This is a genomic window from Ralstonia sp. 22086 (genome assembly GCF_052045975.1).
GTDB classification, from domain to species: Bacteria; Pseudomonadota; Gammaproteobacteria; order Burkholderiales; family Burkholderiaceae; genus Ralstonia; species Ralstonia wenshanensis.
Genome location: NZ_JBQEPZ010000001.1, coordinates 311,861 through 337,907 on the forward strand (window position 1 = coordinate 311,861; position 26,047 = coordinate 337,907).

General features: G+C 64.0%; 16 protein-coding genes and 2 tRNA genes. 12 read left to right on the forward strand and 6 right to left on the reverse strand.

Annotated features, from left to right (window positions below):
- Positions 1–42: 42 nt before the first annotated feature.
- The 6 genes from clpX to ACTJK6_RS01490 all read left to right on the forward strand — a co-directional run bounded on the left by clpX (position 43) and on the right by ACTJK6_RS01490 (position 6,694).
- Positions 43–1,317, forward strand: a complete 1,275-nt coding sequence (gene clpX, locus ACTJK6_RS01465; RefSeq protein WP_009238059.1) for an ATP-dependent Clp protease ATP-binding subunit ClpX — start codon at positions 43–45, stop codon at positions 1,315–1,317.
- Positions 1,318–1,487: 170 nt separating this feature from the next.
- On the forward strand, positions 1,488–3,902 hold the full coding sequence (gene lon / locus ACTJK6_RS01470) for an endopeptidase La (protein WP_232042883.1): 2,415 nt from the start codon (positions 1,488–1,490) through the stop codon (positions 3,900–3,902).
- Between the two features lie 158 nt (positions 3,903–4,060).
- A complete protein-coding gene (locus tag ACTJK6_RS01475; protein ID WP_012762050.1) occupies positions 4,061–4,333 on the forward strand; it encodes an HU family DNA-binding protein in 273 nt (90 codons plus the stop codon).
- Positions 4,334–4,400: 67 nt separating this feature from the next.
- A tRNA-Val gene (locus ACTJK6_RS01480) sits at positions 4,401–4,476 on the forward strand.
- 44 nt (positions 4,477–4,520) lie between these two features.
- Positions 4,521–4,597 (forward strand) — tRNA-Asp (locus tag ACTJK6_RS01485).
- A gap of 156 nt (positions 4,598–4,753) precedes the next feature.
- A complete protein-coding gene (locus ACTJK6_RS01490) occupies positions 4,754–6,694 on the forward strand; it encodes a SurA N-terminal domain-containing protein (RefSeq protein ID WP_440838183.1) in 1,941 nt (646 codons plus the stop codon).
- Positions 6,695–6,781: 87 nt separating this feature from the next.
- On the opposite strand, the gene lepB is transcribed toward ACTJK6_RS01490, so the two are convergent.
- On the reverse strand, positions 6,782–7,474 hold the full coding sequence (lepB, locus tag ACTJK6_RS01495) for a signal peptidase I (RefSeq protein WP_440075957.1): 693 nt from the start codon (positions 7,472–7,474) through the stop codon (positions 6,782–6,784).
- 84 nt (positions 7,475–7,558) lie between these two features.
- Positions 7,559–8,167: an arylesterase gene (locus ACTJK6_RS01500; RefSeq protein WP_280928276.1), complete on the reverse strand. Its 609-nt coding sequence runs from the start codon at positions 8,165–8,167 to the stop codon at positions 7,559–7,561.
- 73 nt (positions 8,168–8,240) lie between these two features.
- Between ACTJK6_RS01500 and ACTJK6_RS01505 the strand changes: the two genes are divergently transcribed.
- Positions 8,241–8,951, forward strand: coding sequence for an ABC transporter ATP-binding protein (locus tag ACTJK6_RS01505; protein WP_260802420.1), 711 nt, complete (start codon positions 8,241–8,243; stop codon positions 8,949–8,951).
- 10 nt (positions 8,952–8,961) lie between these two features.
- Here ACTJK6_RS01505 and pgi read toward each other — a convergent pair whose 3' ends face one another.
- Together pgi and ACTJK6_RS01515 are read right to left on the reverse strand one after the other, a co-directional pair.
- Positions 8,962–10,581, reverse strand: coding sequence for a glucose-6-phosphate isomerase (pgi, locus tag ACTJK6_RS01510; protein WP_440838184.1), 1,620 nt, complete (start codon positions 10,579–10,581; stop codon positions 8,962–8,964).
- Between the two features lie 72 nt (positions 10,582–10,653).
- On the reverse strand, positions 10,654–12,249 hold the full coding sequence (locus tag ACTJK6_RS01515; protein ID WP_440838185.1) for an NAD(P)H-hydrate dehydratase: 1,596 nt from the start codon (positions 12,247–12,249) through the stop codon (positions 10,654–10,656).
- Positions 12,250–12,334: 85 nt separating this feature from the next.
- Here ACTJK6_RS01515 and ACTJK6_RS01520 point away from each other — a divergent pair, with 85 nt between their 5' ends.
- The 4 genes from ACTJK6_RS01520 (at position 12,335) to ACTJK6_RS01535 (ending at position 22,670) form a co-directional block, all read left to right on the forward strand.
- Positions 12,335–12,904 (forward strand): winged helix DNA-binding protein, encoded by a 570-nt coding sequence (locus ACTJK6_RS01520; protein ID WP_004626997.1) that lies wholly within the window; start codon positions 12,335–12,337, stop codon positions 12,902–12,904.
- A 147-nt stretch (positions 12,905–13,051) separates the two neighbouring features.
- Positions 13,052–17,152: a phosphoribosylformylglycinamidine synthase gene (gene purL, locus ACTJK6_RS01525; protein ID WP_440838186.1), complete on the forward strand. Its 4,101-nt coding sequence runs from the start codon at positions 13,052–13,054 to the stop codon at positions 17,150–17,152.
- Between the two features lie 300 nt (positions 17,153–17,452).
- A complete protein-coding gene (locus ACTJK6_RS01530; RefSeq protein ID WP_440838766.1) occupies positions 17,453–21,550 on the forward strand; it encodes an autotransporter domain-containing protein in 4,098 nt (1,365 codons plus the stop codon).
- Between the two features lie 226 nt (positions 21,551–21,776).
- Positions 21,777–22,670: a transporter substrate-binding domain-containing protein gene (locus tag ACTJK6_RS01535; RefSeq protein WP_440838187.1), complete on the forward strand. Its 894-nt coding sequence runs from the start codon at positions 21,777–21,779 to the stop codon at positions 22,668–22,670.
- A 9-nt stretch (positions 22,671–22,679) separates the two neighbouring features.
- On the opposite strand, the gene ACTJK6_RS01540 is transcribed toward ACTJK6_RS01535, so the two are convergent.
- Both ACTJK6_RS01540 and ACTJK6_RS01545 read right to left on the reverse strand, forming a co-directional pair.
- Positions 22,680–23,918: a serine hydrolase domain-containing protein gene (locus ACTJK6_RS01540; protein WP_440838188.1), complete on the reverse strand. Its 1,239-nt coding sequence runs from the start codon at positions 23,916–23,918 to the stop codon at positions 22,680–22,682.
- Between the two features lie 69 nt (positions 23,919–23,987).
- Positions 23,988–24,914, reverse strand: a complete 927-nt coding sequence (locus ACTJK6_RS01545; protein ID WP_440838189.1) for a LysR family transcriptional regulator — start codon at positions 24,912–24,914, stop codon at positions 23,988–23,990.
- Between the two features lie 131 nt (positions 24,915–25,045).
- Here ACTJK6_RS01545 and ACTJK6_RS01550 point away from each other — a divergent pair, with 131 nt between their 5' ends.
- Positions 25,046–25,810: an SDR family NAD(P)-dependent oxidoreductase gene (locus ACTJK6_RS01550; RefSeq protein ID WP_440838190.1), complete on the forward strand. Its 765-nt coding sequence runs from the start codon at positions 25,046–25,048 to the stop codon at positions 25,808–25,810.
- The last annotated feature ends 237 nt before the right edge of the window (positions 25,811–26,047 follow it).

Genomic DNA, 26,047 nt, shown 5'->3' on the forward strand with positions numbered 1-26,047 from the left:
TAATTTGGCGTATGATGCTGCCAAGAACTACTGGTAATCGTTATGGCGGACAAGAAAGGCTCGACTGGCGAAAAGCTGCTGTATTGCTCGTTCTGCGGCAAGAGCCAGCATGAGGTCAAGAAACTGATTGCCGGCCCCTCGGTCTTCATCTGCGATGAATGTATCGACCTGTGCAACGAGATCATCCGGGACGAAGCCGCCATCTCCGAAAAGGAAGGTGGTCTGGCGGTCAAGTCCGATCTGCCCACGCCGCATGAAATTCGCCAAAGCCTGGACCAATATGTGATCGGTCAGGAGCAGGCCAAGAAGATCTTGGCGGTGGCGGTTTACAACCATTACAAGCGTTTGAAGCACCTCGGCAAGAAGGACGATGTCGAGCTGTCCAAGAGCAACATCCTGCTCATCGGGCCGACCGGCTCGGGCAAGACCCTGCTTGCTCAAACGCTGGCGCGTCTCTTGAACGTGCCGTTCGTCATCGCCGACGCCACTACACTGACCGAAGCTGGTTATGTGGGCGAGGATGTCGAAAACATCATCCAGAAGCTGCTGCAGAACTGCAATTACGAGGTAGACAAGGCCCAGCGTGGGATCGTCTACATCGACGAAATCGACAAGATTTCGCGCAAGTCTGACAACCCTTCCATCACCCGGGACGTTTCCGGGGAAGGCGTCCAGCAAGCGCTGCTCAAGCTGGTGGAAGGGACGATGGCGTCGGTGCCCCCGCAAGGTGGTCGCAAGCATCCGAACCAGGACTTCCTGCAAGTGGATACGACCAACATCCTGTTCATTTGCGGTGGGGCGTTCGATGGTCTGGAGAAGATCATCATGCAGCGCTCCGACAAGACCGGTATCGGTTTTGGGGCGGAGGTGCAGAGCAAGGAAGAGCGCGACGTCAGCGAAGTGCTGCCGCAAGTGGAGCCAGAAGATCTCATCAAGTTCGGTCTGATTCCCGAGTTGATTGGCCGTCTGCCCGTGGTGGCGACGCTGGCCAAGCTCGACGAGGCTGCCTTGATGGAAATCCTGGTCGAGCCCAAGAACGCAATCGTCAAGCAGTACCAGAAGCTGCTGGCGATGGAGGGGGTGGAACTGGAAATTCGTCCGAGTGCGCTGACGGCAATTGCCCGCAAGGCAATCAAGCGCAAGACGGGGGCGCGTGGTCTGCGTTCCATTGTCGAGCACGCTCTGATGGATGTGATGTATGACCTCCCCAACCATAAGGGTGTGCAAAAAGTGGTGATCGATGAAAGTACGATCTCTGACGAAGGCAAGCCCTTGCTGATTTACGAAGAGCAACCCAAGGTTGCAGGTTCCAACTGACGCGAATGCCCGGCCGGGATGCGCCGTATGCATCCCATGCAGGAAGCCGTTCGCTCGCGAGCGGCTTTTTTTGCTTCGGGAAACCGGGTCGGCATGCGACTTGCAGCAGCGGTCTTGTAAAACCGTCGCTGTGCCCAATTTAGCCCTTACATGACTTTCTGGGGAAAATAATGTCCGGAACCCAACTTTTACCCGCTGAGCAGATTCGCCTGCCGCTGTTGCCGCTGCGTGACGTGGTGGTGTTTCCGCACATGGTGATTCCGCTGTTCGTGGGGCGCCCCAAATCCATCAAGGCGCTGGAAGCCGCGATGGAGGCGGGCAAGAGCATCATGCTCGTGGCGCAAAAGACCGCCGCCAAGGACGAGCCGACCGACAAGGACCTCTACGAGGTCGGCTGTATCGCCAACATTTTGCAGATGCTGAAGCTGCCGGACGGCACCGTGAAGGTGCTGGTCGAGGGCACGCAGCGCGCCAACATCCTTTCCGTTACCGACGACGAATCGCACTTCTTCTGCGAAGCCGTGCCCGTCGGCCCGGAACCCACTGAATCGGCTGAGACCGAGGCGCTGCGTCGCGCCATCGTGTCGCAGTTCGATCAGTACGTGAAGCTGAACAAGAAGATCCCGCCCGAGATCCTGACGTCGCTGTCGGGCATCGATGAGCCGGGTCGTCTGGCTGACACCATCGCCGCGCATCTGCCGATCAAGCTCGAGCAGAAGCAGAAGATTCTCGAGATGTTCAACGTGACCGAACGTCTGGAGAGCCTGCTTTCGCAGCTTGAAGGTGAGATCGATATCCTGCAGGTGGAAAAGCGCATCCGCGGCCGCGTCAAGCGCCAGATGGAGAAGAGCCAACGCGAGTACTACCTGAACGAGCAGGTCAAGGCCATCCAGAAGGAACTGGGCGAAGGCGAAGAGGGCGCCGATCTCGAAGAGCTGGACAAGAAGATCAAGGCCGCCCGCATGCCGAAGGAGGCCAAGAAGAAGGCCGAGTCCGAGTTCAAGAAGCTCAAGCTGATGTCGCCGATGTCGGCCGAGGCAACGGTCGTGCGCAACTACATCGACACGTTGGTCGGTCTGCCGTGGCGCAAGAAGAGCAAGGTCAACAACGACCTGTCGAACGCCGAGCAAGTGCTGGATCAAGACCACTACGGTCTGGAGAAGGTCAAGGAGCGCATCCTTGAATACCTCGCAGTGCAACAGCGTGTGGACAAGCTGAAGGCGCCGATCCTGTGCCTAGTGGGGCCGCCGGGTGTTGGCAAGACCTCGCTTGGGCAGTCGGTGGCGCGTGCAACGAACCGCAAGTTCGTGCGCATGGCGCTGGGTGGCGTGCGTGACGAGGCCGAGATTCGCGGTCACCGCCGTACGTACATCGGGTCGATGCCGGGCAAGATTCTGCAGAGCCTGACGAAGGTCGGCGTGCGCAACCCGTTGTTCCTGCTCGACGAGATCGACAAGATGGGTGCGGACTTCCGCGGCGATCCGTCGTCCGCCCTGCTCGAAGTGCTGGACCCGGAACAGAACCATACGTTCCAGGACCACTACATCGAGGTGGACTTCGATCTGTCGGACGTGATGTTCGTGGCGACGTCGAACTCGCTGAACATTCCGGCGCCGTTGCTGGACCGGATGGAAGTGATTCGCCTGTCGGGCTACACGGAAGACGAAAAGGTCAACATCGCCCGCCGCTACCTGCTGCCCAAGCAGATCAAGAACAATGGTCTGAAGGAAGGCGAGATTGAGGTGACCGAAGCCGCGTTGCGCGACATCATCCGCTACTACACGCGGGAAGCTGGTGTGCGTTCGCTGGAGCGCGAGGTCTCGAAGATCTGCCGCAAGGTCGTCAAGCAGCTGCTGCTGAAGAAGGAAGGCGGTACGTCGGTGAAGGTCGATTCGGACAATCTCGACAAATTCCTTGGCGTGCGTCGTTTCGACTTTGGTCTGGCCGGTAAGGAAGACCAAGTCGGCCAGGTGACCGGTTTGGCATGGACCGAAGTGGGCGGCGATCTGCTGACCATCGAAGCCGCGCTGATGCCGGGCAAGGGCAACATCACCCGCACGGGTTCGTTGGGCGACGTGATGAAGGAGTCGGTTGAGGCTGCGCGCTCGGTGGTACGTTCGCGTTCGGCTCGGCTGGGTATCAAGGATGAGATGTTCGAGAAGCGCGACATCCACATCCACGTGCCCGAAGGTGCGACGCCCAAGGACGGCCCGTCGGCGGGTATCGCGATGACGACGGCGCTGGTATCGGTGCTGACCGGTATTCCGGTGCGCGCCGACGTGGCGATGACCGGCGAAATCACCCTGCGCGGCGAGGTGCTGCCGATCGGCGGCTTGAAAGAAAAGCTGCTGGCTGCACACCGCGGCGGCATCAAGCTGGCGCTGATTCCGGAAGAGAACGTCAAGGACTTGGCGGACATTCCGGACAACGTGAAGAACAGCATCGAGATTCAGCCGGTGCGCTGGATCGACAAGGTGCTGGAACTCGCGCTGGTGCGCAAGCCGGAGCCGCTGCCGGAAGAAGAAGCCAAGCCGGCACCCGCCAAGGGCGACGACGGCAAGTCGCAGGAAATGGTGCATCACTGACACCGTAGCCTGCCAAGGTTGAGGAAGGGCCCGACATGTTCGGGCCCTTTTTCTTTGCGCAGGCTGCGACGTGTGGCGCCCCGTTCTTCGCCTTGACACGTCGATTGACGGCCACTTTAATAAATCCACACTAAGCGGGTGTTCGGGGAGGTGGCACGATGAACAAGACAGATCTCATCGACCATGTGGCGGCGCAAACTGACATGTCAAAAGCCGCGGCGGGGCGCGCCATCGACGCGCTGATCGACGGCATCAAAGATGCGTTGTGCGAGGGCGGGTCGGTCACGCTGGTCGGCTTCGGTACGTTTCTCGTCGGCAAGCGATCTTCACGTAATGGACGCAATCCGCGTACGGGTGCAGCCATCACGATCGAAGGCGGCAAGGTTGCGAAATTCAAACCTGGTAAAGCGCTGAAAGATGCGCTAAACTAGCGGGCTTTGGTGCTCGTGAGTGACAACACGGGCGCCGGACAGTCCGGCTCACGCCGGCAGTACGAACGGGTGCTTAGCTCAGTTGGTAGAGCAGCGCCCTTACAAGGCGCGGGTCGGGAGTTCGAGCCTCTCAGCACCCACCATCGTTCGTATTGTCGCTCCAGCGTCGGGTGGTCCGACCCAATCTGGAGCGGTAGTTCAGTCGGTTAGAATACCGGCCTGTCACGCCGGGGGTCGCGGGTTCGAGTCCCGTCCGCTCCGCCAAATCCTGTACAAAGGCCCGATTCGTTCGGGCCTTTGTCTTTTCAGCGGCGAATGCTTGCAGGTCATGCCTGCACGCTATGCCGCGATTGTCCGGAATGTCAGCGGCACCTGATAGAATCGCCTGATTTTCCATCTTCCATTCACCTCCGGTCCAGCATGCTTGATTTCGTACGTACGCATCGGCGCTTGATGTTTCTGGTGCTGCTGATTCTGGTGTTCCCGTCGTTCGTGTTCTTCGGCGTGCAGAGTTATTCGAGCTTCATGGACAGCTCGCATGACGCAGCCAAGGTCGACGGCAAGGTCATCTCCACCAACGAAGTCGACGCGCGCGTGCGCGAGCAGACGGAGCGTCTGCGCCAGATGCTTGGTGCGCAATATGATCCGCGCCAGTTCGAAGGTCCGCAGATGCGCCGCGATGTGCTCGACGGCATCATCCAGCAACGCGTGCTGGCCAATGAGGTTATGCGTGCAAACCTGACCATCTCGAACGAGAAGATTCGCGACACGATCCTGCAGATTCCGGCCGTGGCAGCGCTGCGCAAGCCGGATGGCTCGTTTGATCAGGAAGCCTACGTCCGCTTGCTCGCCGCGCAGAACATGACGCCCGAGCAGTTGGAAGGCAATCTGCGCTTCGAGCTGTCGCAGCAACAGATTCCGCAATCGATCGTATCGTCGGCGTTCGTGCCGAAGTCGCTGGTGGAGCGCCTCATCCAGGTACGTGATCAGCAACGCGAAGTGCAGGCGCTGTTGTTCAAGCCGGCTGACTACGCTGCAAAGGTCAACGCGGACGACAAGGCGATTCAGGCTTATTACGACGCGCACCAGCAGGAGTTCTCCGTGCCGGAGCAGGTCAAGGCCGAGTATGTCGTGTTCTCAGGCGAAGACATGATGAAGCAGATCCCGGTCACGCCTGAGCAGATCAAGGAGTACTACGATCAGAACGCTGCGCGCTTCAAGACGCAGGAAGAACGCCGCGCCGCGCACATCCTGATCAAGCTGCCCGAGAACGCCAAGCCCGCCGACAAGGAAGCCGCCAAGAAGAAGGCTGAAGAAGTGCTTGCCGAGGTGCGCAAGAACCCGGCGAGCTTCGCTGAGCTGGCCAAGAAGTACTCGGGCGATCCGGGTTCGGCTGCACAGGGGGGGGAACTGGGCTTCCTGGGCAAGGGCGCGACCGTGCCGCCGTTCGAGAACGCACTGTTCGCCCTCAAGCAGCCGGGCGACATCAGTGACGTGGTGCAAAGCGATTTCGGTTTCCACATCATCAAGCTGGAAGAAGTGAAGGGCGGCGGCGTGCAGCCGCTGGAAGCCGTCAAGCCGGAGCTTGAGCGCGAACTGCGAACGCAACTCGCCAACAAAAAGTATTCGGAGCTGGCCGATGCGTTCTCCAACACCGTGGAAGATCAGTCAGACAGCCTGAAGCCGGTGGCTGACAAGCTCAAGCTGCAGATCCAGACGGCCGACAACGTGACCCGTACGCCGAGCCCGGCGCAGTCAGGCAGCCCCATCGGCAACGACAAGGTGCTCAAGGCGCTGTTTGCGGACGACGTGATCAAGAATCACCGCAACACGGCCGCCATCCAGGTGGGCCCGACCACGCTCGTTGCTGCGCGTGTCGCCGAGTATCGTCCGGCCACGGTCAAGAAGCTGGCTGACGTGCGTGAGCAGGTCAAAGCCAAGGTGATCGCCGAGCAAGCGGCTGCGCTGGCCAAGAAAGCTGGCGAAGAAAAGCTGGCCGCAGTGAAGCAGAGCAACAACGCCGATGGCTTCAGCGCCGCCCAGACGGTCTCGCGCCAGCAGGCGCAAGGCACGTCGCCTGCTGCACTGACCGCCATCCTGCGTGCTGATGCGACCAAACTGCCGGTCACTATCGGCGTGGACCTTGGTGCCCAGGGCTATGCACTGTATCGCATCAACAAGGTGCTGCCGCCAGCCAACGTGGACGAGGCGCGCCGTGCTGCCGATGCCCAGCAATTGGCTCAGGCCGCCGGTCAGACCGAGTTCAATGCCTACTACGAAGCACTGAAGGCGCGCTCGAAGGTGAAGATCAACAGCAACGTGATTGACGCCAGCAAACCTGCCAATACCGCAGAGGACTGATACGGCGCGCAGAAGGTAGCCTGACGAAAAAAAAAGCCCCCTCGATGTTGAGGGGGCTTTTTCTTTGCGTACTTTCTTTGGGAGCGACTAGTCCAGCGGCTTGCCGATGCGTCCGAGGCGCGGCATGTACCAGTGGTCCGGATCGAATGAGAGTGCCACGTGGGAAGCGCGGGCGATCAGGTTCTTGCGCGGTACGAGGCCGAAATAACGCGAGTCTCGGCTGTTGTCGCGGTTGTCGCCCAGCATGAGGTAGTGGTCTTGCGGGACGGTGATGGGACCGAAACTGCGCAGGGCACGCACCTCCGGCAACACCATCACGGTGTGCTCTCGGCCGGGTAGCGCTTCGGACCAGAGTTCGTGCGGCAGCGTTGCTGTTGCCTGCAGCAACGTACCGGGTGCGACGTCTGGCAGCGGAGCATAGGCCGTGCGCTGGTGATTGATGTAGAGCGCTTCGTCGCGCATTTCAACGACATCGCCAGGTAGACCGATCAGCCGCTTGACGAGCTTCGTACCATCTTCGGGTGAGGAAAAGACAACGACATCACCACGTTGAGGCTCGCTGCCGCGTTTGAGCCAGACGGTGGTGGCCGGTACGCGCACCCCATAAGCCAACCGGTTCATCAGGATGTAGTCGCCCTCGATGAGGGTGGGGTTCATTGAACCGCTGGGCACGACTGCCCAGTCTGCAATGCAGGCGCGGAAGGCAAAGAGCAACGACATGCCAACTAGGAACCGCTTGTTGTCGCGCGCTGCTCGCAGCGAGCTTGTCAGAAGCTTCATGGTGTCCGCCCGTGTGAGATGAGGCCGCGCGCTCCGCTCAAAAATCCGATGTACCTAATGGCGCAAGACGGCGCGGCAGAACCGTCACCTTCGGACCCGGACCTTGAGAAGAGGTTCCAGTTTGGGCCACACGTTATCGAGCATCGTCGGCTGCGCTGCGGCAATGGGGTGGATGCGGTCTTCCTGGAACCAGTCGGGCCGTTGCGCAACGCCTTCCAGCAGGAACGGCACCAGCGGTAGCTTGTACTGCTGCGCCAGCTTGCCGAACATGGCGAAGAAGCGCTCGCTGTAATCCGGGCCGTAGTTGGGCGGAATGCGCATGCCCACCAGCAGCACCTTCGCGCCTGCTGCTTGCGAGGCTTCGATCATTGCCTTCATATTGCCCTCGCTGGAGGCGAGCGAGAGACCGCGCAGTGCATCGTTGCCGCCTAGTTCGAGAATCACGACAGAGGGCTTTTCGCGTGCCAGCACGGCAGGCAGGCGCGAGCGGCCGCCTGCCGTGGTGTCGCCGCTGATGCTTGCATTGGCGACGCTATAATCGGGCTTCCGTTCTTTGAGGCGCTTGTCGAGCAACGCGACCCAGCCTGTGCCTTGCGCAAGGCCGTATCCCGCCGACAGGCTGTCGCCCAGCACCACCACGCGATGCGATGCCGGCGCGCCTTGTGCTGCTGCCGTCTGCGCGAGTGGCAGCATGCCGAACACTGCGCAGCCAAGCGCTGCTACAAGTGACTTCACGCTGCGTCTTCTACTACCTACCAGTCCAATCATGTCGTCTTCCGCTACCTGGGTGATTGAAGTCGATTCGCTGCACAAGACTGTGCGCGATGCCACCGGTGAGTTGCCTATTCTGAGCGATGTTGCCTTCCGTGTGGAAAGGGGTGAGACATTGGCGATTGTTGGCGCTTCCGGTTCGGGCAAATCGACGCTGCTTGGGTTGCTCGCAGGACTGGACTTGCCGACGTCGGGTTCGGTCAAGCTGCTGGGCAACGACCTGTTCAAGTTGGATGAGGATGGCCGTGCAGGCGTGCGCGGCAGCCACGTGGGCTTTGTCTTCCAATCCTTTCAGCTGCTGCCCCATCTGACGGCACTCGAGAACGTGATGCTGCCGTTGGAGTTGCGTGGCGATGTCGGCACCGCCGAAATGCGCCGTCGCGCCACCGTTCTGCTGGAGCGCGTTGGCCTCGGGGCACGGCTGTCGCACTATCCGAAGACGCTGTCCGGTGGCGAGCAGCAGCGCGTGGCCTTGGCACGCGCGTTCGTGACCGAGCCCGACATTCTCTTTGCCGATGAACCGACGGGCAGTCTCGACACCGCCACGGGCGAGGCCGTGATCGCGCTGATGTTCGAACTCAACCGCAGTGCCGGCTCCACGCTGGTGCTGGTGACGCACGACCGCTCCGTCGCGGCACGTTGCAGCCGCATTCTCACCATCGAAGCCGGGCATCTTGTCGGCGACGAGACCGTCACCGAACTCTGAACGTTTGCGGTCAAAGTCCGGATTTGGCGCGGCGGATCAACGCCGCCGTCGACGCATCGTGCGCCACAGAGGCGGGCGCACCTTCCAGCTCCGCCTGGATCGGCTTGGCGAGCTTCTTGCCAAGCTCCACGCCCCACTGATCGAACGAGTTGATGTTCCACACCGCGCCCTGCACGAAGGTGCGGTGCTCGGCGCAGGCGATCAACGCGCCGAGTGACGCAGCATCGAGCCGTTCCATGAGGATGGTCGTGCTCGGCCGATTGCCTTCGAACACCATGTGCGGCACGAGTGCTTCGTCGGTGATGCCGCCCGCGCGGACTTCATCGGCGGTGCGGCCGAGCAGGAGCGCCTCGCCCTGCGCGAAGCAATTGGCGAGCAGTTTGGCGTGGTGGCCGGGCAGGCTGCGCACGGGCTCCAGCGTGGTGATGAAATCCACCGGCACGATCTGTGAGCCTTGGTGGATCAGCTGGAAATACGCATGCTGTCCATTGGTGCCAGCCGTGCCCCAGACGATGGGGCCGGTGTCGGTATCAATGGTTGCGCCGGTACGCTGGACGGATTTGCCGTTACTCTCCATCTCCAGCTGTTGCATGAAATCGGTCAGCAGTTCCAGGGGCGCGCAGTAGGGCACGGTGCAGGCGCTCGGCGCGTCGAAGAAGCCGCGATACCAGACCGACAGCATCCCGAGAATGAGCGGCAGGTTCTCGCGCGGCGCGGCGGTGGCAAAGTGCCGGTCCATCGCACGCGCGCCGTGGAGCATCGCTTCAAACTGCTGCGGCCCGATCGCCAGCACGATCGACAGGCCCACTGCCGACCACAGCGAGAACCGCCCGCCAACCCAATCCCAGAACGTGAACATGTTGTCCGGGTCGATGCCGAACTGCACGACGGCCTCGCGGTTGGTGGACACGGCGACAAAGTGCTGCTTGAGCTGGCTTTCCGCCACGCCATGTTCGATGAACCACCGGCGCATGCTATGCGCGTTGGCCATCGTTTCGAGTGTGGTGAACGTCTTCGAACAGACGATGGCGAGCGTGGTATCCGGATTCAGATGGTCGAGCGTTTCGGCCAAGTCCGTGCCATCGACATTGGAGACGAAATGCACACGCACCTGCGGCACGGCAAGGTGGTCGAGCGCGCGGCACACCATTCGGGGGCCGAGGTCCGATCCGCCGATGCCGATATTGACGATGTCCGTGATGCGCTGGCCGGAATGGCCCGTCCACGCGCCGCTATGCACGCGGTTGGCGAAGTCGTGCATCTGGGCCCGCACGCGCAGCACTTCGGGCATGACGGGCTCGCCGTCTGCGCGATAGCCGTCTTCCTCTTGCCCGCGCAGGGCCATGTGGAGGACGGAGCGGTGCTCGGTGTTGTTGATCCGGTCGCCGTGCAGCATGGCATCGCGCAGCGTGAGCACGCCAGCCTCGTCGGCCAGTTGCAGCAGCAGGGCGAGCGTCTCAGGGGTGATGCGATTTTTCGAGTAGTCGACCGTCAGACCTGCCGCTTCAAGCGTGAAGGCGCGTACCCGTTCCTCGGCGTCCGGCGCGGCAAACCAGTTGCGCATATGCGTCGCGCGAATCGATTCAGCATGTTGCGTCAGGGACTGCCAGGCGGGTAGGGCTGTGGGCATACGGGCGGGATATGACGTGAAGTTGTGGCGGGAAAACGAATGCGCAGTATAACGGCGCTGTATGACGGCTTTCTATCGGCGAACGTCCGACGCCAGCAGGGCGTTGAGCGCACGTCGTGCCGGTGCGCATAGCTCGCTGGCGTGCAGGCCGATGGGGCCGACGCCCGCTTGGACAAGATCGTCGGCGGCCCGGCCATGCAGCCACACAGCCGCGAGTGCGGCTTCGCGCGCACCCATGCCTTGCGCAAGCAATGCACCGATCATGCCGGTCAGCACATCGCCCGTACCACCCGTTGCGAGCCCGCCGTTGCCGGTTGGGTTGATGGCCGGCGAGATGCCTGGCGCAGCGATGACCGTGCCCGAGCCCTTGAGCACGACTACCGCACCTGTCCGATTGACGAGCGCCTTGGCGGCGGCCAGCCGATCGTGCTGCACGGCGTGCGCATCGGTATGCAACAGGCGCGCAGCTTCCAGCGGATGCGGTGTCAGCACCAGCGGGACCCCGCTTCCGGCCAATTGTGTGAGGCGCGTGAGCATGGCCGGAGTTTTCGCAAAGAGGTTGAGTGCATCGGCATCGAACACGGCTGGCGTGCGCGCCGAGAGCATGCGGTCCAGCAGATGGTCGAGCGCGGCTTCTGACTCCTTGCCGGTGCCCATACCGGGGCCCACAGCCAGCGCCTGCATGCCACCCAGATCGAGTGCGCCCCAGGTACGCAGCATCAATTCAGGTTGCGCTGGGTCGACCCGTGGCGCATCGGCAGCAAGCGAGACCACGTTCACCTTGCCTGCGCCAAGATATAGCGCGCCGCGCGCCGACAGCAAGGGCGCTCCGACCATGCCGGCCGCACCGCCCACGATTGCCACAGTGCCGTACGTGCCTTTGTGCCCGGCATGCCGCCGGCGCGGCACGTGCGCGAGCCAGCGTGACGGCGTGTTGACGAACGCCTCCGCTTCAATCACGCCGTCATAAGCGGCCTGCGCGGCTTGCAGGTCGGCCAGCGCGATGTCCCCGGTCGCGTCGCGGCCATCCCCCGTCAGCAAGCCCGGCTTGACCGCCAGAAAGGTGATGGTGGCGCGCGCCTGGATAACGGGCGAATCCGGGGCAGGCGGCTGGCCCGTATCACCGTTCAACCCCGAGGGGATGTCCAGTGCGTACACCGGCAAGCCGCTGGCGTTGATGGTGTCGACCAGCGCCGCATGCAATCCCGTCAGCGGCCGGGCGAGTCCAATACCAAAGAGGCCGTCGACGATGGCTGAGGTGGCAGCCGGCACCGAAGCCGTCGCGTGCAGGCGTTCGATGGGGACATTGGCCGCACAAGCTTCCGTCCAGGCGCGGCGCGCATCGTCGGGCAGCTTGGCCGGGTCTGCGGCAAGCCACACCGTGACGGCGCGCCCAGCCAGATGCAGCACCGTCGCCGCAACGAGCGCATCGCCGCCGTTGTTGCCTGGGCCGGCAACGAGCAGCACGTGCCCATGTGGCGCGCGCGTCTGTAGCCAATCGGCGGCGGCTTCGCCAGCGCGTGCCATCAGGGTGAAAGGTTCGAGGGATCGGTAAGCCGCCGCTTCCAGTGCGCGGATGCCGGCGGTTCCGAAGAGCAGGTCGGCGCCGGTGTGTGCGGCCACGGCACCGTCGATCAGGATTTCGCGCCAGGTGGGGTGTGAGGACATGGCAACTACGCTTTTATCCATGCAGACATGACGATCTATTCTCTTACAATAGCCCGCGTTTCCGGTCCTTTCCCTGCCCGTTGCAATGTCCAAATCGCCGACCACCCCGAAAGCTGATCTGCCGCAATCCGCAGCCAATGAGGATGCAGGGAAGGGCGGGCCGATCGTGTCTTCGTCACACTTGGTGTCGGCACGAAGCCCCGAGCTGTCGGAGTTCGAATTTGCGCTCAACACGGCCTACAACGCCTACAACCGCTGGTGCGTGCGCTGCATGGCCGCCGCCGGCGTGCGCGACCTGACCTTCCTTGATGTGCTGGTGGTGCACCACGTCAACCACCGTGGCCGCGCCAAGCGCCTGGCGGACATCTGCTTCGTGCTGAACGTGGAAGACACCCACCTTGTGACGTATTCCCTCAAGAAACTGCAGGGGATGGACCTGGTGGAGGGCACCCGCAACGGCAAGGAAGTCACTTACACCACCACCGAAGCCGGCGAAAAGGCCTGCGCCCGATACCGCGAGATCCGCGAGCAGTGCCTGACCAGCAATATTTCGCCCAGCGGCGAGGAAAATGCCGAGATTGGCGAGCTGGCGCGCCTGCTGCGGGTGCTGACGGGCCTGTACGAGCAGGCAGCACGGTCCGCCACGTCGCTGTAAAACGGGCGTTTGCAGCCGGTTGCAGCCGAGGCGGCGCCATTTTCGCCCGATTTGATGGTCGGTAACGAGGGCAGGGCAAGGTACAATAGCGGTTTCCCCGCGCACGCCGGGAACTCCTCCTTCCAGCTACTGCCTGCCTTGCCCACCATGGCGCATTTCTCGTGCTTTCCCGGCGCTCTCGCGCTGTCCGCCTTCCGTCAGCAACGCCTGCTTTCCACCCTCAAGCGCATCGATCCCGATATCGATGCCGTCAGTGCCCAATACCTGCATTTCGTGGCCGCCGACACGCCGCTGTCGGCCGATGAATCTGCCCGTGTGCAAGCGCTGCTGACCTACGGTTCGCCCGCCCCGGCCGATGTCGAGGGGGACCGCTTCGTGGTCATTCCGCGCTTCGGCACGATCTCGCCGTGGGCCAGCAAGGCGACGGAAATCGCCCGCCACTGCGCACTGCCGCAAATCCATCGCATCGAGCGCGGCGTGGAATTTACCGTCACGTGCAAGAAGGGCCTCATCCGCAGCCTGACCGGTGCTGCCAAGCATCTGGACGACGCCACCCGCGCCGCCGTGGCCGCGCACCTGCACGACCGCATGACGGAAACGGTCATCGACACGCGCGAAGCCGGCTACGGCCTGTTCGACGCGTTGCCCGCCAAGGCACTGCGTTTTGTGGATATCGGCGGCGGTCATGATGCTGGACGTCGCGCACTTGAAGCCGCCAACGTCGAGATGGGCTTGGCCCTGTCCGACGATGAAATCGACTACCTGGTTGACGCCTACCGCAAGCTCGAACGCAACCCGACCGACGTCGAGTTGATGATGTTCGCGCAAGCCAACAGCGAGCATTGCCGCCACAAGATCTTCAACGCCGACTGGACCATCGACGGCGAGACGCAGGACAAGTCGCTCTTTGCGATGATCCGCAACACGCACCAGCTCGCGCCGCAGGGCACGATCGTCGCGTATTCGGACAACGCTGCCGTGATGGAAGGCGGCATGGCCGAGCGCTGGTTCGCGCATGCGGGCACCGAGGGCGACACAGGCGTGCCGCAATATGGCCGCCGCGAAGCCCTCACGCACACGCTGATGAAGGTGGAGACGCACAATCACCCGACGGCCATTTCGCCGTTCCCGGGCGCGTCCACTGGCGCGGGCGGCGAGATCCGCGACGAAGGCGCGACCGGCCGCGGCGCCAAGCCCAAGGCTGGCCTGACCGGTTTTACCGTGTCGAACCTGCTGCTGCCGGAGGCGGTGCAATCGTGGGAAAACGCCCGCGATACCGCACAGCCCGTGGCGCACCGCAACCCGGATGAAGCCGCACCGGGCCCGGTCGGCAAACCGGACCGCATCGCCTCGCCGCTGCAGATCATGATCGAAGGTCCGATCGGCGGCGCCGCATTCAACAACGAATTTGGCCGGCCCAACCTGGGCGGCTATTTCCGCGTCTACGAGCAGAACGTGGGCGGCACCGTGCGCGGCTATCACAAGCCGATCATGATTGCGGGCGGCATCGGCAACATCGATGCTGGCCACACGCACAAGCACGGCCTGCCGGCCGGCACGCTGCTGATTCAACTGGGCGGCCCCGGCATGCGCATCGGCATGGGCGGCGGCGCGGCCAGCTCGATGGCCACCGGCACCAATACGGCCGACCTGGACTTCGATTCCGTCCAGCGCGGCAACCCCGAAATGCAGCGCCGGGCGCAGGAAGTCATCAACGCGTGCTGGGCACTGGGCGAAGACAACCCGATTCTGTCGATCCACGACGTCGGCGCGGGCGGCATCTCCAACGCCTTCCCTGAGATCGTCGACGGCGCCGAGAAGGGCGCGCGCTTCGACCTGCGCCAGGTGCATCTGGAAGAGTCCGGCCTGAGCCCGGCAGAAATCTGGTGCAACGAATCGCAAGAGCGCTACACGCTTGCGATTGCCCCCGGCGATTTCCCGCGCTTCCAGGCCATGTGCGAGCGCGAGCGCGCACCGTTCTCGGTGGTCGGTTTCGCCACGGATGAGCAGCAGCTGCAAGTCGTTGACAGCGACACCGCACCTGACGTCGCCGAGCACTTCCCGGTCAACATGCCGATGGACGTGCTGCTCGGCAAGCCGCCGCGCATGCACCGTGACGTGCGCCGCGTCGCGCAGGAGCTGCCGGAAGTCGACGTCACCGGCTTGGACCTGGAAGTCGTCGCACGCGACGTGCTGCGTCATCCGACCGTTGCCAGCAAGTCATTCCTCATCACCATCGGCGACCGCACCGTTGGCGGCCAGAATACGCGCGACCAGATGGTCGGCCCGTGGCAGGTGCCGGTGGCCGACGTGGCCGTCACCACGCTGGACTACAAGGGCTACGCCGGCGAGGCGATGACGATGGGCGAGCGCACGCCGCTGGCCGTCATCAACGCGCCTGCATCGGGCCGCATGGCCATCGGCGAGTCCATCACCAACATCGCCGCCGCGCCGATCGATTCGCTCACGCAACTCAAGCTGTCGGCCAACTGGATGGCCGCCTGCGGCGTGAACGGCGAAGACGCCCGCCTGTATGACACCGTCAAAGCGGTCGGTATGGAGCTGTGCCCGGCACTGGGTATCAGCATTCCGGTGGGCAAGGATTCGCTGTCGATGCGCACCAAGTGGGAAGACGAAGGCGCAGCGAAGGAAGTCGTGGCGCCGGTGTCGCTTATCGTCTCGGCCTTTGCGCCAGTGACGGACGTGCGCAAGACGCTCACGCCGCAACTCAAGCAGGTCCAATCGGCCAACGCGCCGGCAGACAGCACGCTGATCCTGATCGACCTCGGCCGCGGCAAGAACCGTATGGGCGGCAGCATCCTGGCGCAAGTCACCGAGCAGATCGGCAACAGCGTGCCCGACGTGGACGACGCCGAAGACCTCAAGCGCTTCTTCGTCGCCATCCAGCAATTGAACGCAAGCGGCTCGCTGCTGGCGTATCACGACCGCTCCGACGGCGGCCTGTGGGCGACCGTCTGCGAAATGGCCTTCGCCGGACACTGCGGCGTGTCGATCAACGTCGACATGCTCACGCTGGACGATGCAGCCGATCATGGCGACGCCAAGAACTGGGCGCAGCAAGTCTCCGGCCGCCGCGCGGACCTCACCTTGCGTGCGCTGTTCTCCGAAGAACTCGGTGCTGTCATCCAGGTACCGCTGGCCCAGCGCGACGCTGTGTTCGCGGTGCTGCGCGAGCACGGCCTGGCCGGCTGCAGCCACGTGATCGGCGCGCCCAACGCCAACGACCACATCGAAATCTGGCGCGACGCGAAGAAGGTGTTCAGCGCCTCGCGCATCGAGCTGCAACGCACCTGGACGGACGTCTCCTGGCGTATCGCCAGCCTGCGCGACAACCCCGAGTGCACGCAGAGCGAATACGACCGCATCCTCGACGCCGAAGACCCGGGCATCTCGCCCAAGCTCACGTTTGATATTGCGGAAGACGTGGCCGCGCCGTTCATCGCCACGGGCGCCCGCCCGCGCATGGCGATCCTGCGCGAGCAGGGCGTCAACTCGCAGATCGAAATGGCCTACGCGATGGACAAGGCCGGCTTCGACACCTACGACGTCCACATGAGCGACCTGCTGGCCGGCCGCACGAACCTCGCCAGCTTCAAGGGCTTTGTCGCCTGCGGCGGTTTCAGCTACGGCGATGTGCTTGGCGCGGGCGAAGGCTGGGCGAAGACGATCCTCTTCAACAGCATGCTCGCCGAGCAGTTCGCGGCCTTCTTCAACCGCGCCGATTCGATCGCGCTGGGTGTGTGCAACGGCTGCCAGATGATGGCGAACCTCGCCCCGATCATCCCGGGTGCCGGCGCATGGCCCAAGTTCACCCGCAACCAGTCGGAGCAGTACGAAGGCCGCCTGGTGACCGTGCAGGTCGAAGCATCCCCGTCGATTTTCTACGCGGGCATGGAAGGCAGCCGCATCCCCATCGTCGTCGCGCACGGCGAGGGTTATGCCGACTTCTCGCAGCAAGGCGACATCGGCAAGGTCGCCGTTGGCCTGCGCTACGTCGACAACCGCGGCGAAGTCACGCAGACGTACCCGCTGAACCCGAATGGCTCGCCGCAGGGCATTGCTTCGGTGACGACGCATGACGGCCGTTTCACCGCACTGATGCCGCATCCGGAGCGCGTATTCCGCGCCGTGCAGATGAGCTGGCATCCCAAGGAATGGGAAGCCGCTGGCGACGGCAGCAGCCCGTGGATGCGGATGTTCCGCAACGCTCGGAAGTGGATGGCGTAAGCAGTCCGCTGCGCAGCAAAATGAAAAACGCGCCGGGGCGACTCGGTGCGTTTTTTTTCGCCCTCCGTTGATGCGACAAGCCCCCGGCCGTAAAGCAACCCTTACCGACAGCCCGGGCAATATTTCCTAGGCAAGTGTTATATTTCGCGCGCATGCGCCCGGGCCTATGAGCCGAAAACGCAATACCCGCAGCCGGCGCGCCAGAGAACGACAACACAAAAAAACGGGTCACCCGCGCCACGGTCCTGCCTCTCAACGATCAGCGCCCGACCCATGGGTCAACACAACGAGGGGATCGACATGAACCGGGTCTATCGGCTGGTCTGGAGCCGCAGCTTGCGCGCTCCGCAAGTGGTGTCCGAATGTACAAAGGCGTCGCACGGGGGCGTTGACGCTGGCAACGACACGACCCATGCGCGGCGGCGCGCATCCATCATTTCAATCGGCGTATCGCTTGGGCTGGCCGGTGCGGCGCTCCCAGGCTGGGCCGCGACCTGCTCGCCCAGTACGATCGCAAACTGCAGCGCGGCCGGCGGCGCCGGCATCCCCAACCGCAGCGGCAATGGGGGCAGCGGCAACGGCGGTGGCGGCGGTTCGTCCGGGCTGGGCAACGGTGGCGCAACGGTGCAAATTCCTGGCGGTGCAACGTCAGGCGGGACTGGCGGCACCGGGGCCCTGAACGACAGCAACCAAAACGGCCCCGGCGGAGCGCCGGCAGTGGTGCTTGCGGGCGATGCGGTGGTGAATACGAACGTACAGGGCGGGTCGGGCCAAGCGTTCGACGGATTCAATTTCGCTGGCGGCGCCGGTGGCGGCGGCTCCGGCGTGTACTCCACGGGCACCAGCCTCACGGTTAACAACGGGATGACCGTGCAGGGCGGCGCCGGCGGAAATGGCGGCGCCGGCACATCGGGGCCAGCCTCCAACGGCGGCGGTGGCGGGGGTGGCGGCGCTGCCTTGGTGATGGTGACGCCTGCCGCCGACGTGAACAACCAAGGCACGCTGGTCGGTGGCAATGGCGGTAACGGAGGGGGCGGCGGAAACCCGGGCGGCGGCGGTGGCGGCGGCGATGGGTTGCTCGTCTTGGGCTCCGGCACTCAGGTGACCAACGTTGGGACGATCGTGGGCGGTGTAGGCGGCGCTGCCGGTGGCGGCGGCAGCACGGCTGGTACCAGTGGCGCGGGCGTCAATCTGGCTGCCGGGTTCAACGTGCTCACCAACGTCGGCACGATTACCGGCGGTGCGGGCAACGGCGGTGCCGCGGGCGTGGGTGTCATTGCCAACGGCGCGGTCATCGTCAATGGCGGCACCATCAGCGGCGGGCTGTTCAGCGACGGCGTAACGCGTGCGGCAGCCATCCAGTTCAACGGGACGAACAACACGCTGCAACTCGTTACGGGTTCCAACATCGTCGGCAACCTCGATGTGGCAGCGGGGGCGGCGGCCAAGATCACGGCTGGCAGTGCAGGGCTCTCGCTGTCGAACAACGTCACGCTGGGCGACGCCACGTCGCGTGTCACGCTCGATTCGACCACGACGAACCTCGTGGTGTCAGGCGTCATATCGGGTGCGGGCAGCGTGGGTGTCACCGGCAGTCGAACGATCACGCTGACGGGCGACAACACCTACACGGGCGCGACCACCATCACCACCGGCACGCTGCAGATCGGCAACGGCGGTACCACGGGCTCGGTGGCGGGCAATATCGTCAACAACGGCACACTGGCCTTCAACCGCAGCGATGCGGCCACGTACGCCGGCACCATCAGCGGCACGGGCAATCTGGTGCAGGCAGGGTCTGGCACGCTGACCATCTCCGGCACGGCGGGCTATGCCGGCAGTACCACCATCAACGCCGGCACGCTCGCGTTGTCGGGCGCCGGCAGCATTGCCGCTTCGAGCGGCGTGGTGAACAACGGCACCTTCGATATCTCTGGGACGACCTCCGGCGCCACCATCAACGCATTGACGGGCACAGGCGCTGTCGCCCTGGGTGGCCAGACCCTTACGCTCGCCAACGCAGCCGGCACGTTCAGCGGTGTCATCGGCGGCGCAGGCGGGCTCACTGTGGCGGGTGGCACGCAAACGCTGTCGAGCACAAACGTCTTTACCGGCGCAACCACCATCAACGCGGGCACGCTAGCGCTGTCGGGTGCAGGCAGCATTGCGACCTCCGGCGGGGTGGTCAACAACGGCACGTTTGATATTTCTGGGACGACCTCCGGCGCCACCATCAACACCCTGACAGGTACGGGCACCGTCGCGCTGGGTGGCCAGACGCTGAAGCTGGCCAATGCAACCGGCACATTCAGCGGCGCGATCGGCGGTACGGGCGGCCTCACTGTCAGCGGTGGCACGCAAACGCTGTCGGGCGCGAACGGCTTTACCGGCGCAACCACCATCAACGCCGGCACGCTGGCGTTGTCAGGCGCCGGCAGCATTGCTGCCTCCAACGGCGTGGTGAACAACGGCGCCTTCGACATCTCGGGCACGACGTCCGGCACCACCATCAATGCATTGACGGGCTCGGGCAGTGTCGCCCTGGGCAGCCGCACGCTCACGCTGGCCAATGCCGCCGGCACCTTCAGCGGCGCGATCGGCGGCACGGGAGGCCTCACGCTGAACGGCGGCACGCAAACGCTGTCCGGCGTGAACACCTATAGCGGAGCAACGACCATCAACGCTGGCACGCTGGCGTTGACGGGCGCCGGCCGCCTGGCTTCGGCTACGAGCGTCACGCTCACGGGAGCCAGTTCGACACTCGATCTGTCCGCAGGGGCCAATCAGACGGTCACGCATCTCTCCGGCGTCGCTGGTAGTCGCGTGGTGCTGAACGGCAGCGCGCTGACGCTGGCTGACGACTCGTCCCAAACCTTCACCGGCAGCCTGAGCGGCAATGGGTCGTTGATCAAGCAGGGCACGGGCACGCTCACGCTCAACGGTGTCAGCAGCGGCTTCTCGGGGTCGACCACGGTAGCGGGCGGCACCCTGGCGGTTGGCGATGCGGCAAACGCCAGTGCGGTGCTGGGCGGCAATGTCCTGGTGAACGCGCAGGGCACGCTGCGCGGCCACGGCACGGTTTCGGGCGACGTGACCAGCAGCGGGGTGGTCGCGCCGGGCGGCTCCATCGGAACGCTGTCCGTGGGCGGCAATTACACGCAAGCGTCGGGCGGCACGCTCTCCATCGAAGTCAGCCCGACGGACGCGTCGCAACTGCGCGTGGGCGGTGCCGCGGCGCTCGGCGGGTCGCTGGCCATCGTGTTCGATCCGGGCACCTATACCGCCCGCCGCTACACCGTGCTGAGCGCGGCCAACGGCGTGACGGGCCGCTTCGCCAACGTCAGCACGGCAACGGCCGGCGCCAGCCTCGGCACCTTGCAGACCTCGGTGGACTACGGAACGAATGCGGTCGATCTGCTGCTCGCAGAAGCAACCGCGCCCGGCACACCCGGCAGCCCGACCGTCGTGGCGCCGACCAAGACCACCATCTACACGGCGCTTGGCACCACGGCGCTGCTGCAGGCGCAGGGCGCCAACGCGGCGTTGCTTGGCCGGTTGTCCGGGCCGCAAGACGCGCTTGGCGGCTCCAATAACGTATGGGCTACGGCCAGCGGTTCCAGCACGAGGGTGGGTGGCACAGGCAATGCGCCTGGCTTCCTCACGTACGCATACGGGTTCCTCGCAGGAGCGGAGGGCCGCATGGGCGCAGCCACCGTGGGCGCTGCGGGCGGCTACACGCACACCACGCTCGGCGAAGACACCACCGGCGCATCGGGCGCCATCGACACGCTGCGTGTGGCGCTTTACGGGGCGCAGCCGATGGGTGCCGTCAACCTGTCGGCCACCGTCGGCTACGGGCTTGATTTCTTCTCGCAGAAGCGGCCGTTCGGCAGCGTGGGTACGGCCGAAGGCGACCATCTCGCGCACGAATTCACGGCCGCCACGCAGGCCAGCTTGCCCATGGAGATGGGCGGCATTCGGCTCGCGCCGCACGTGGGGCTGCGTTATGCCTATGTGCGCGGCAGCGGCTTCGGCGAGAACGGTGCCAACGGCCAGAACCTGCAAGTCGGCCCGGACAGCGCGCGCAGTCTCCAGCCGTATGTGGGCGTCACGCTCGACAAGGCCTTCGGCGATGTGCGGCCGGTCAACGTGCAGCTTCGCGTGGGCTATGCGCACGAGCTGATGAACGCCGGCCGCGTGGTCCAGGTCCAGAGCCAGGACGGCACCGTGTTCGCGGCCCCGGGCACCGACCTGCCGCGTTCGTTCCTGACAACCGGGGCGAGCGTCACGCTCCAGGCAGCCAAGGCAACCACGGTGTCCCTGGGCGTGGATGCCACCATCAACACGAGCCACGTGTCTGCGCAGTCTGCGTACGTGCGGGTCAACCACAAGTTCTGACGGAGCAGGGCGTGCCGATGCGCACGCTCAGGCGATGACGAACAACGCGCCGGGGCAACTCGGCGCGTTTTTTCTTTTGCGCGCTGAGCCAGGCGTGTCGGGCATGTTGACTTGCATCAATGGCAAGAACGGCATGGCGTCTAGATTTCCGTAGAGGGGCTGTAGCGGCCACAAACCAACAGAGTCAGCGAGCTACAGAGCGCGGGACGCATCCACGGAGACGCACATGAACACGATACGCACACTCGCTTCCACGCTCGTCGTGGCGGGCCTAACGGTAACTGCGCAGGGCATCCACGCGCAGACGCTGGAAAAGATCGCTGCGGCAGACAAGATCACGGTGGGTTATCGCGAAGCGGCGGTTCCGTTCAGCTACTTGCTGGCCCCGAACAAGGCGGTCGGGTTTTCCGTCGACCTGACGCAAGCCATCGTCGACGATGTGCGTGCCCGGCTGAAGAAGCCGTCTTTGCAGGTCGACGCGATTCCCGTTACCGGCACGAATCGGATTCCGTTGCTCGTCAACGGCACCTACGACCTCGAATGCGGATCGACGACCAACACCAGCGCGCGCGGCAAGGAGGTGGCCTTCTCCGTCAACTTCTTCTACGCGGGAACGCGCCTCTTGACCAAGCGCGACTCGGGCATCAAGAACTACGCGGACTTGGCCGGCAAGACCGTCGCCAGCACAGCCGGCAGCACGAACGAAAAGGTGCTCAAGAAATTTGCCGTCGACCACAACATCGACGTCCAGATCATCGCCGGCAAGGACTATGCAGACGGGCTGAAGCTGGTCGAAACTGGCCGTGCATCGGCATTGGCGCTCGATGACGTGCTGCTGTATGGCCTGCGCGCCAACTCCGCGAATCCGGCGGCGCTCGAAGTCGTGGCCGAAACCCTGCAGGTCGAGCCGTATGCCTGCATGGTCCGCAAGGACGACCCCGCCTTCAAGCGGCTCGTCGATGCCACCATCAAACGCCTGATGAAATCCGGCGAGTTCACCGCGCTGTACAAGAAGTGGTTCGAGTCGCCCATCCCGCCGGCCGGGGCAAACCTCGACATGCCGATGAGCGATGCGCTGCGCGCCAATCTGAAAAAGCGCAGCGATAAGCCGGCGCTCTGAGCGCACTCGCTATCGACCAAACTGTTCGACGACACCTCGCCACAACGCCTCCCGCTCAGCGCCCAGGTGCGCGCCGCTCGCATCGCCGGCCGCGTCCTGGCCCACCGCAAGATGGACCATGGTGAGCCTGGATTGCGGGTCCACGTAGATTGCCTGTCCGTGGATGCCGAGCAGCACGAACCGCCGCGCTTGTCCTGGCAGAAGCCAGACCTGGAAGCCGTAACCGTAGTAGCGGCTGCCGTGATACGTCATCTGCCCTGGGCGAAACGCATCAGGCTGGCGCGCTGCGTCCGTCATGTCGAGCAGGAACGCACGCGGCACGACTTGGCGGCCTTGCACCACGCCATCGTTGGCGAGCATGGACCCGAGGCGCGCGTAGTCCCGCGCCGTCGCATTGAAGCCGCCTTGTGCAAACGCCGATCCGTCGGATTGGCGCACGAGGTAGGTCGCCTTGGCTTCTGCCCCCATCGGCTTCCATAGCTTGTCGTCAACGAAGTCGCACAGGCTGCGGTGCGTGGCCGCCTGCAGCACCAGCGCCAACACTTCGGTTTGCGCGCCCGCGTAGTTGAAACGCGTGCCCGGCGCGTCGGCGCGCTCGTTGACCTGGGCCGCTGCCGCGAGCACGCCTTGCTTCGCTGCCGTCTTGAGGAAGCGTGCCCGGTCGTCGGTCGGGGTGTAGTCCTCGACGTACTTCGCGCCGGAGGCCATGCGCAGCAGATCGACGATGCGCGTTCCACCGTACAGCGTGCCGGCCAGCTCCGGCACGTATTGGTCCACACGGTCATCCAGCGAGTGCAGGCTTCCATCCTCCAGCGCCTTGCCGATGGCCAGTGCAACCAGCGTCTTGGCCATCGAGTTGGACAGCATGCGCATGTCTTGCGTGCGGTCGTAGCCGTAATGCTCAGCCAGGATCACGCCGTCCTGAACGATCAGCACAGCGGTTGCGCGCTGATGCTCCATGTAGTCGGCCAGCGTGTACTCACGATTGCGGAAGCGATACCGGACGTCCGGCTCCTTTTCTGCAGTCTTGAGCGGTGCCGGTGTGTCGGCGGGCGCCAGGTCGCAAGACGGCGAGATGCGGTCCATTCCGCTGAAGGCCCCCACGATGTACTGGGCCTCGTGGATGCGTGCCGCGCTTGGCGCAAGCGGATAGCCTTGCGCCTTGCCGAGTCGATCTTCATCGGGAGAGGCGATGGCGACGCCGCAGGCGAGCAGCGCGAACGTTGTGCAATATCTGAGAGCTTTCATGACCAGGGCAGGAGTGAGGTTGCTGACTGCGGCAAGCCGTGAGACTACACCGGCCGCAAGGCAGAGCGACTACGCATTCGTGCCGAGCGGTTCCAGATACGGCCCCAGCAACTCGCTCATCCAGTTCATGAAGACCTGCACCCGAACCGGCAGATTCCGCCGGTTCGGATACACCAGCGACACCGGCATCGGCGGCGGCCGGAAGTCAGGCATGACGTCGATGAGCGTGCCGTCCGCAATCGCCGACGACAGCCCCGCGTACACCGGCGCCTGGATCATCCCCAGCCCCGCGCGGCACGCTGCGTCGTAGCTCTCGGCCGAACTGACGGTGACCGCGCCTTTCATCGACCGGAAGGCCGAGCGGCCATCGATCGTGTATTCCCACCCCGGCGATTTCGTCCCCAGCGTCTGCACGTAATGGACGATGCGATGGTGGTCGAGGTCGTCGAGCGTTTTCGGCATGCCATAGCGCGCGATGTAGCTCGGACTTGCGCAATTGACCTGATGCAACTGGCCGAGCGGGCGCGCAATCAGGCTGCTGTCGGTCAGGGTGCCGATGCGCAGTACGCAGTCGAAGCCTTCGCGTACCGGGTCCACACGGCGGTCGGTGCTGGAGAGTTCGATTTCCAGTTCGGGATGCGCATCGAGCAGTGCGGGCAGGGCGGGGATGACCATGCGGCGGGCAACGCCGACGGGCATGTCCACACGCAGGCGGCCGCGAAGGGCCTGCGGGCTCTGGCGGAACATCGTCTGCAGCTCGTCCATGTCGGCCAGCAGGTCCTGGCAGCGCTCGTAGAACGTCTGGCCGTCCTGCGTGAGCTGCACCTTGCGGGTGGTCCGGTGCAGCAGGCGCGTGCCGAGCATCGTCTCCAACTGCTGCACCGCCACCGAGGCAGCCGGCTTGGGAATGCTCAGCGCTTCGGCCGCACGCGTGAAGCTGGCAAGTTCAGCCACGCGCACAAAAATCTGCATGGCTTCGAGTCGGTTGGTGGACATGGCGGGCGGGTTGATTGTTATCTGGGAGCAAACACAGCGATAGGATAAGCGAGATTTATTCTTTGTTTGTCGCCCAATACCATGCTCTCACGGTGTTCGACATCCATCCCAAAACCAACCGGAGAGCAAACATGACGCAGACGCACACCCCCATCGCGATCGTCACCGGCGGCAGCCGCGGCCTTGGCAAGAACATGGTGCGGAAGCTCGCGCAGCGCGGTACCGACGTGATCTTCACCTACCGCAGCAACCGCGCTGAAGCCGATGCCCTTGTCGCTGAACTGACAGCCCAGGGCCGCCGTGCCGCCGCCTTGCAGCTCGACGCGGGCAAGATCGCCACGTTCCCCGCCTTTGCCGAGGCCGTGCGCGGCGTGCTGGCGCAGTGGAAGGCCGAGCGCTTCGATTACCTCGTCAACAACGCTGGCGTGGGCGTGCATGCCGCCGTGGCCGAAACCACCGAAGCGCAGTTCGACGAACTGATGAACGTGCATTTCAAGGGCGTGTTCTTCCTCACGCAAATCCTGCTGCCGCTCATGGCGGACGGCGGACGCATCGTGAATATTTCGTCGGGGCTGGCGCGCTTTGCGCTGCCGGGCTACGGCGCGTATGCGGCAATGAAGGGTGCGGTGGAGGTGCTCACGCGCTATCTGGCGAAGGAACTTGGCTCGCGCGGAATTGCCGTGAATGTGGTCGCGCCGGGCGCCATCGAGACGGACTTTGGCGGCGGTGCCGTGCGCGACAACGCGAGCCTCAATGCGATGGTGGCATCCAATACAGCGCTGGGGCGCGCTGGTGTGCCGGACGATATTGGTGGCGTGGTGGCCTCGCTGCTGTCGGCGGACAACCGCTGGATCAATGCCCAACGCATCGAGGCATCGGGTGGGATGTTCTTGTAAGCGCCGCACGTCCCGGCGCATGGGGTTCAGAACGCCAACTGTGGAGTTCTGAACTCCATGCGCCGAGTTCTGAACTCCATGCGCCGAGTTCTGAGCTCCATTCGCCGAGTTCTGAGCTCGATGCGCCGAGTTCTGAGCTCCATACGCCGAGTTCTGAGCTCCATACGCCGAGTTCTGAACTCCACGCGCCGAGCTCTAAGCTCGATGCGCCGAGTTCTGAGCTCCATACGCCGAGTT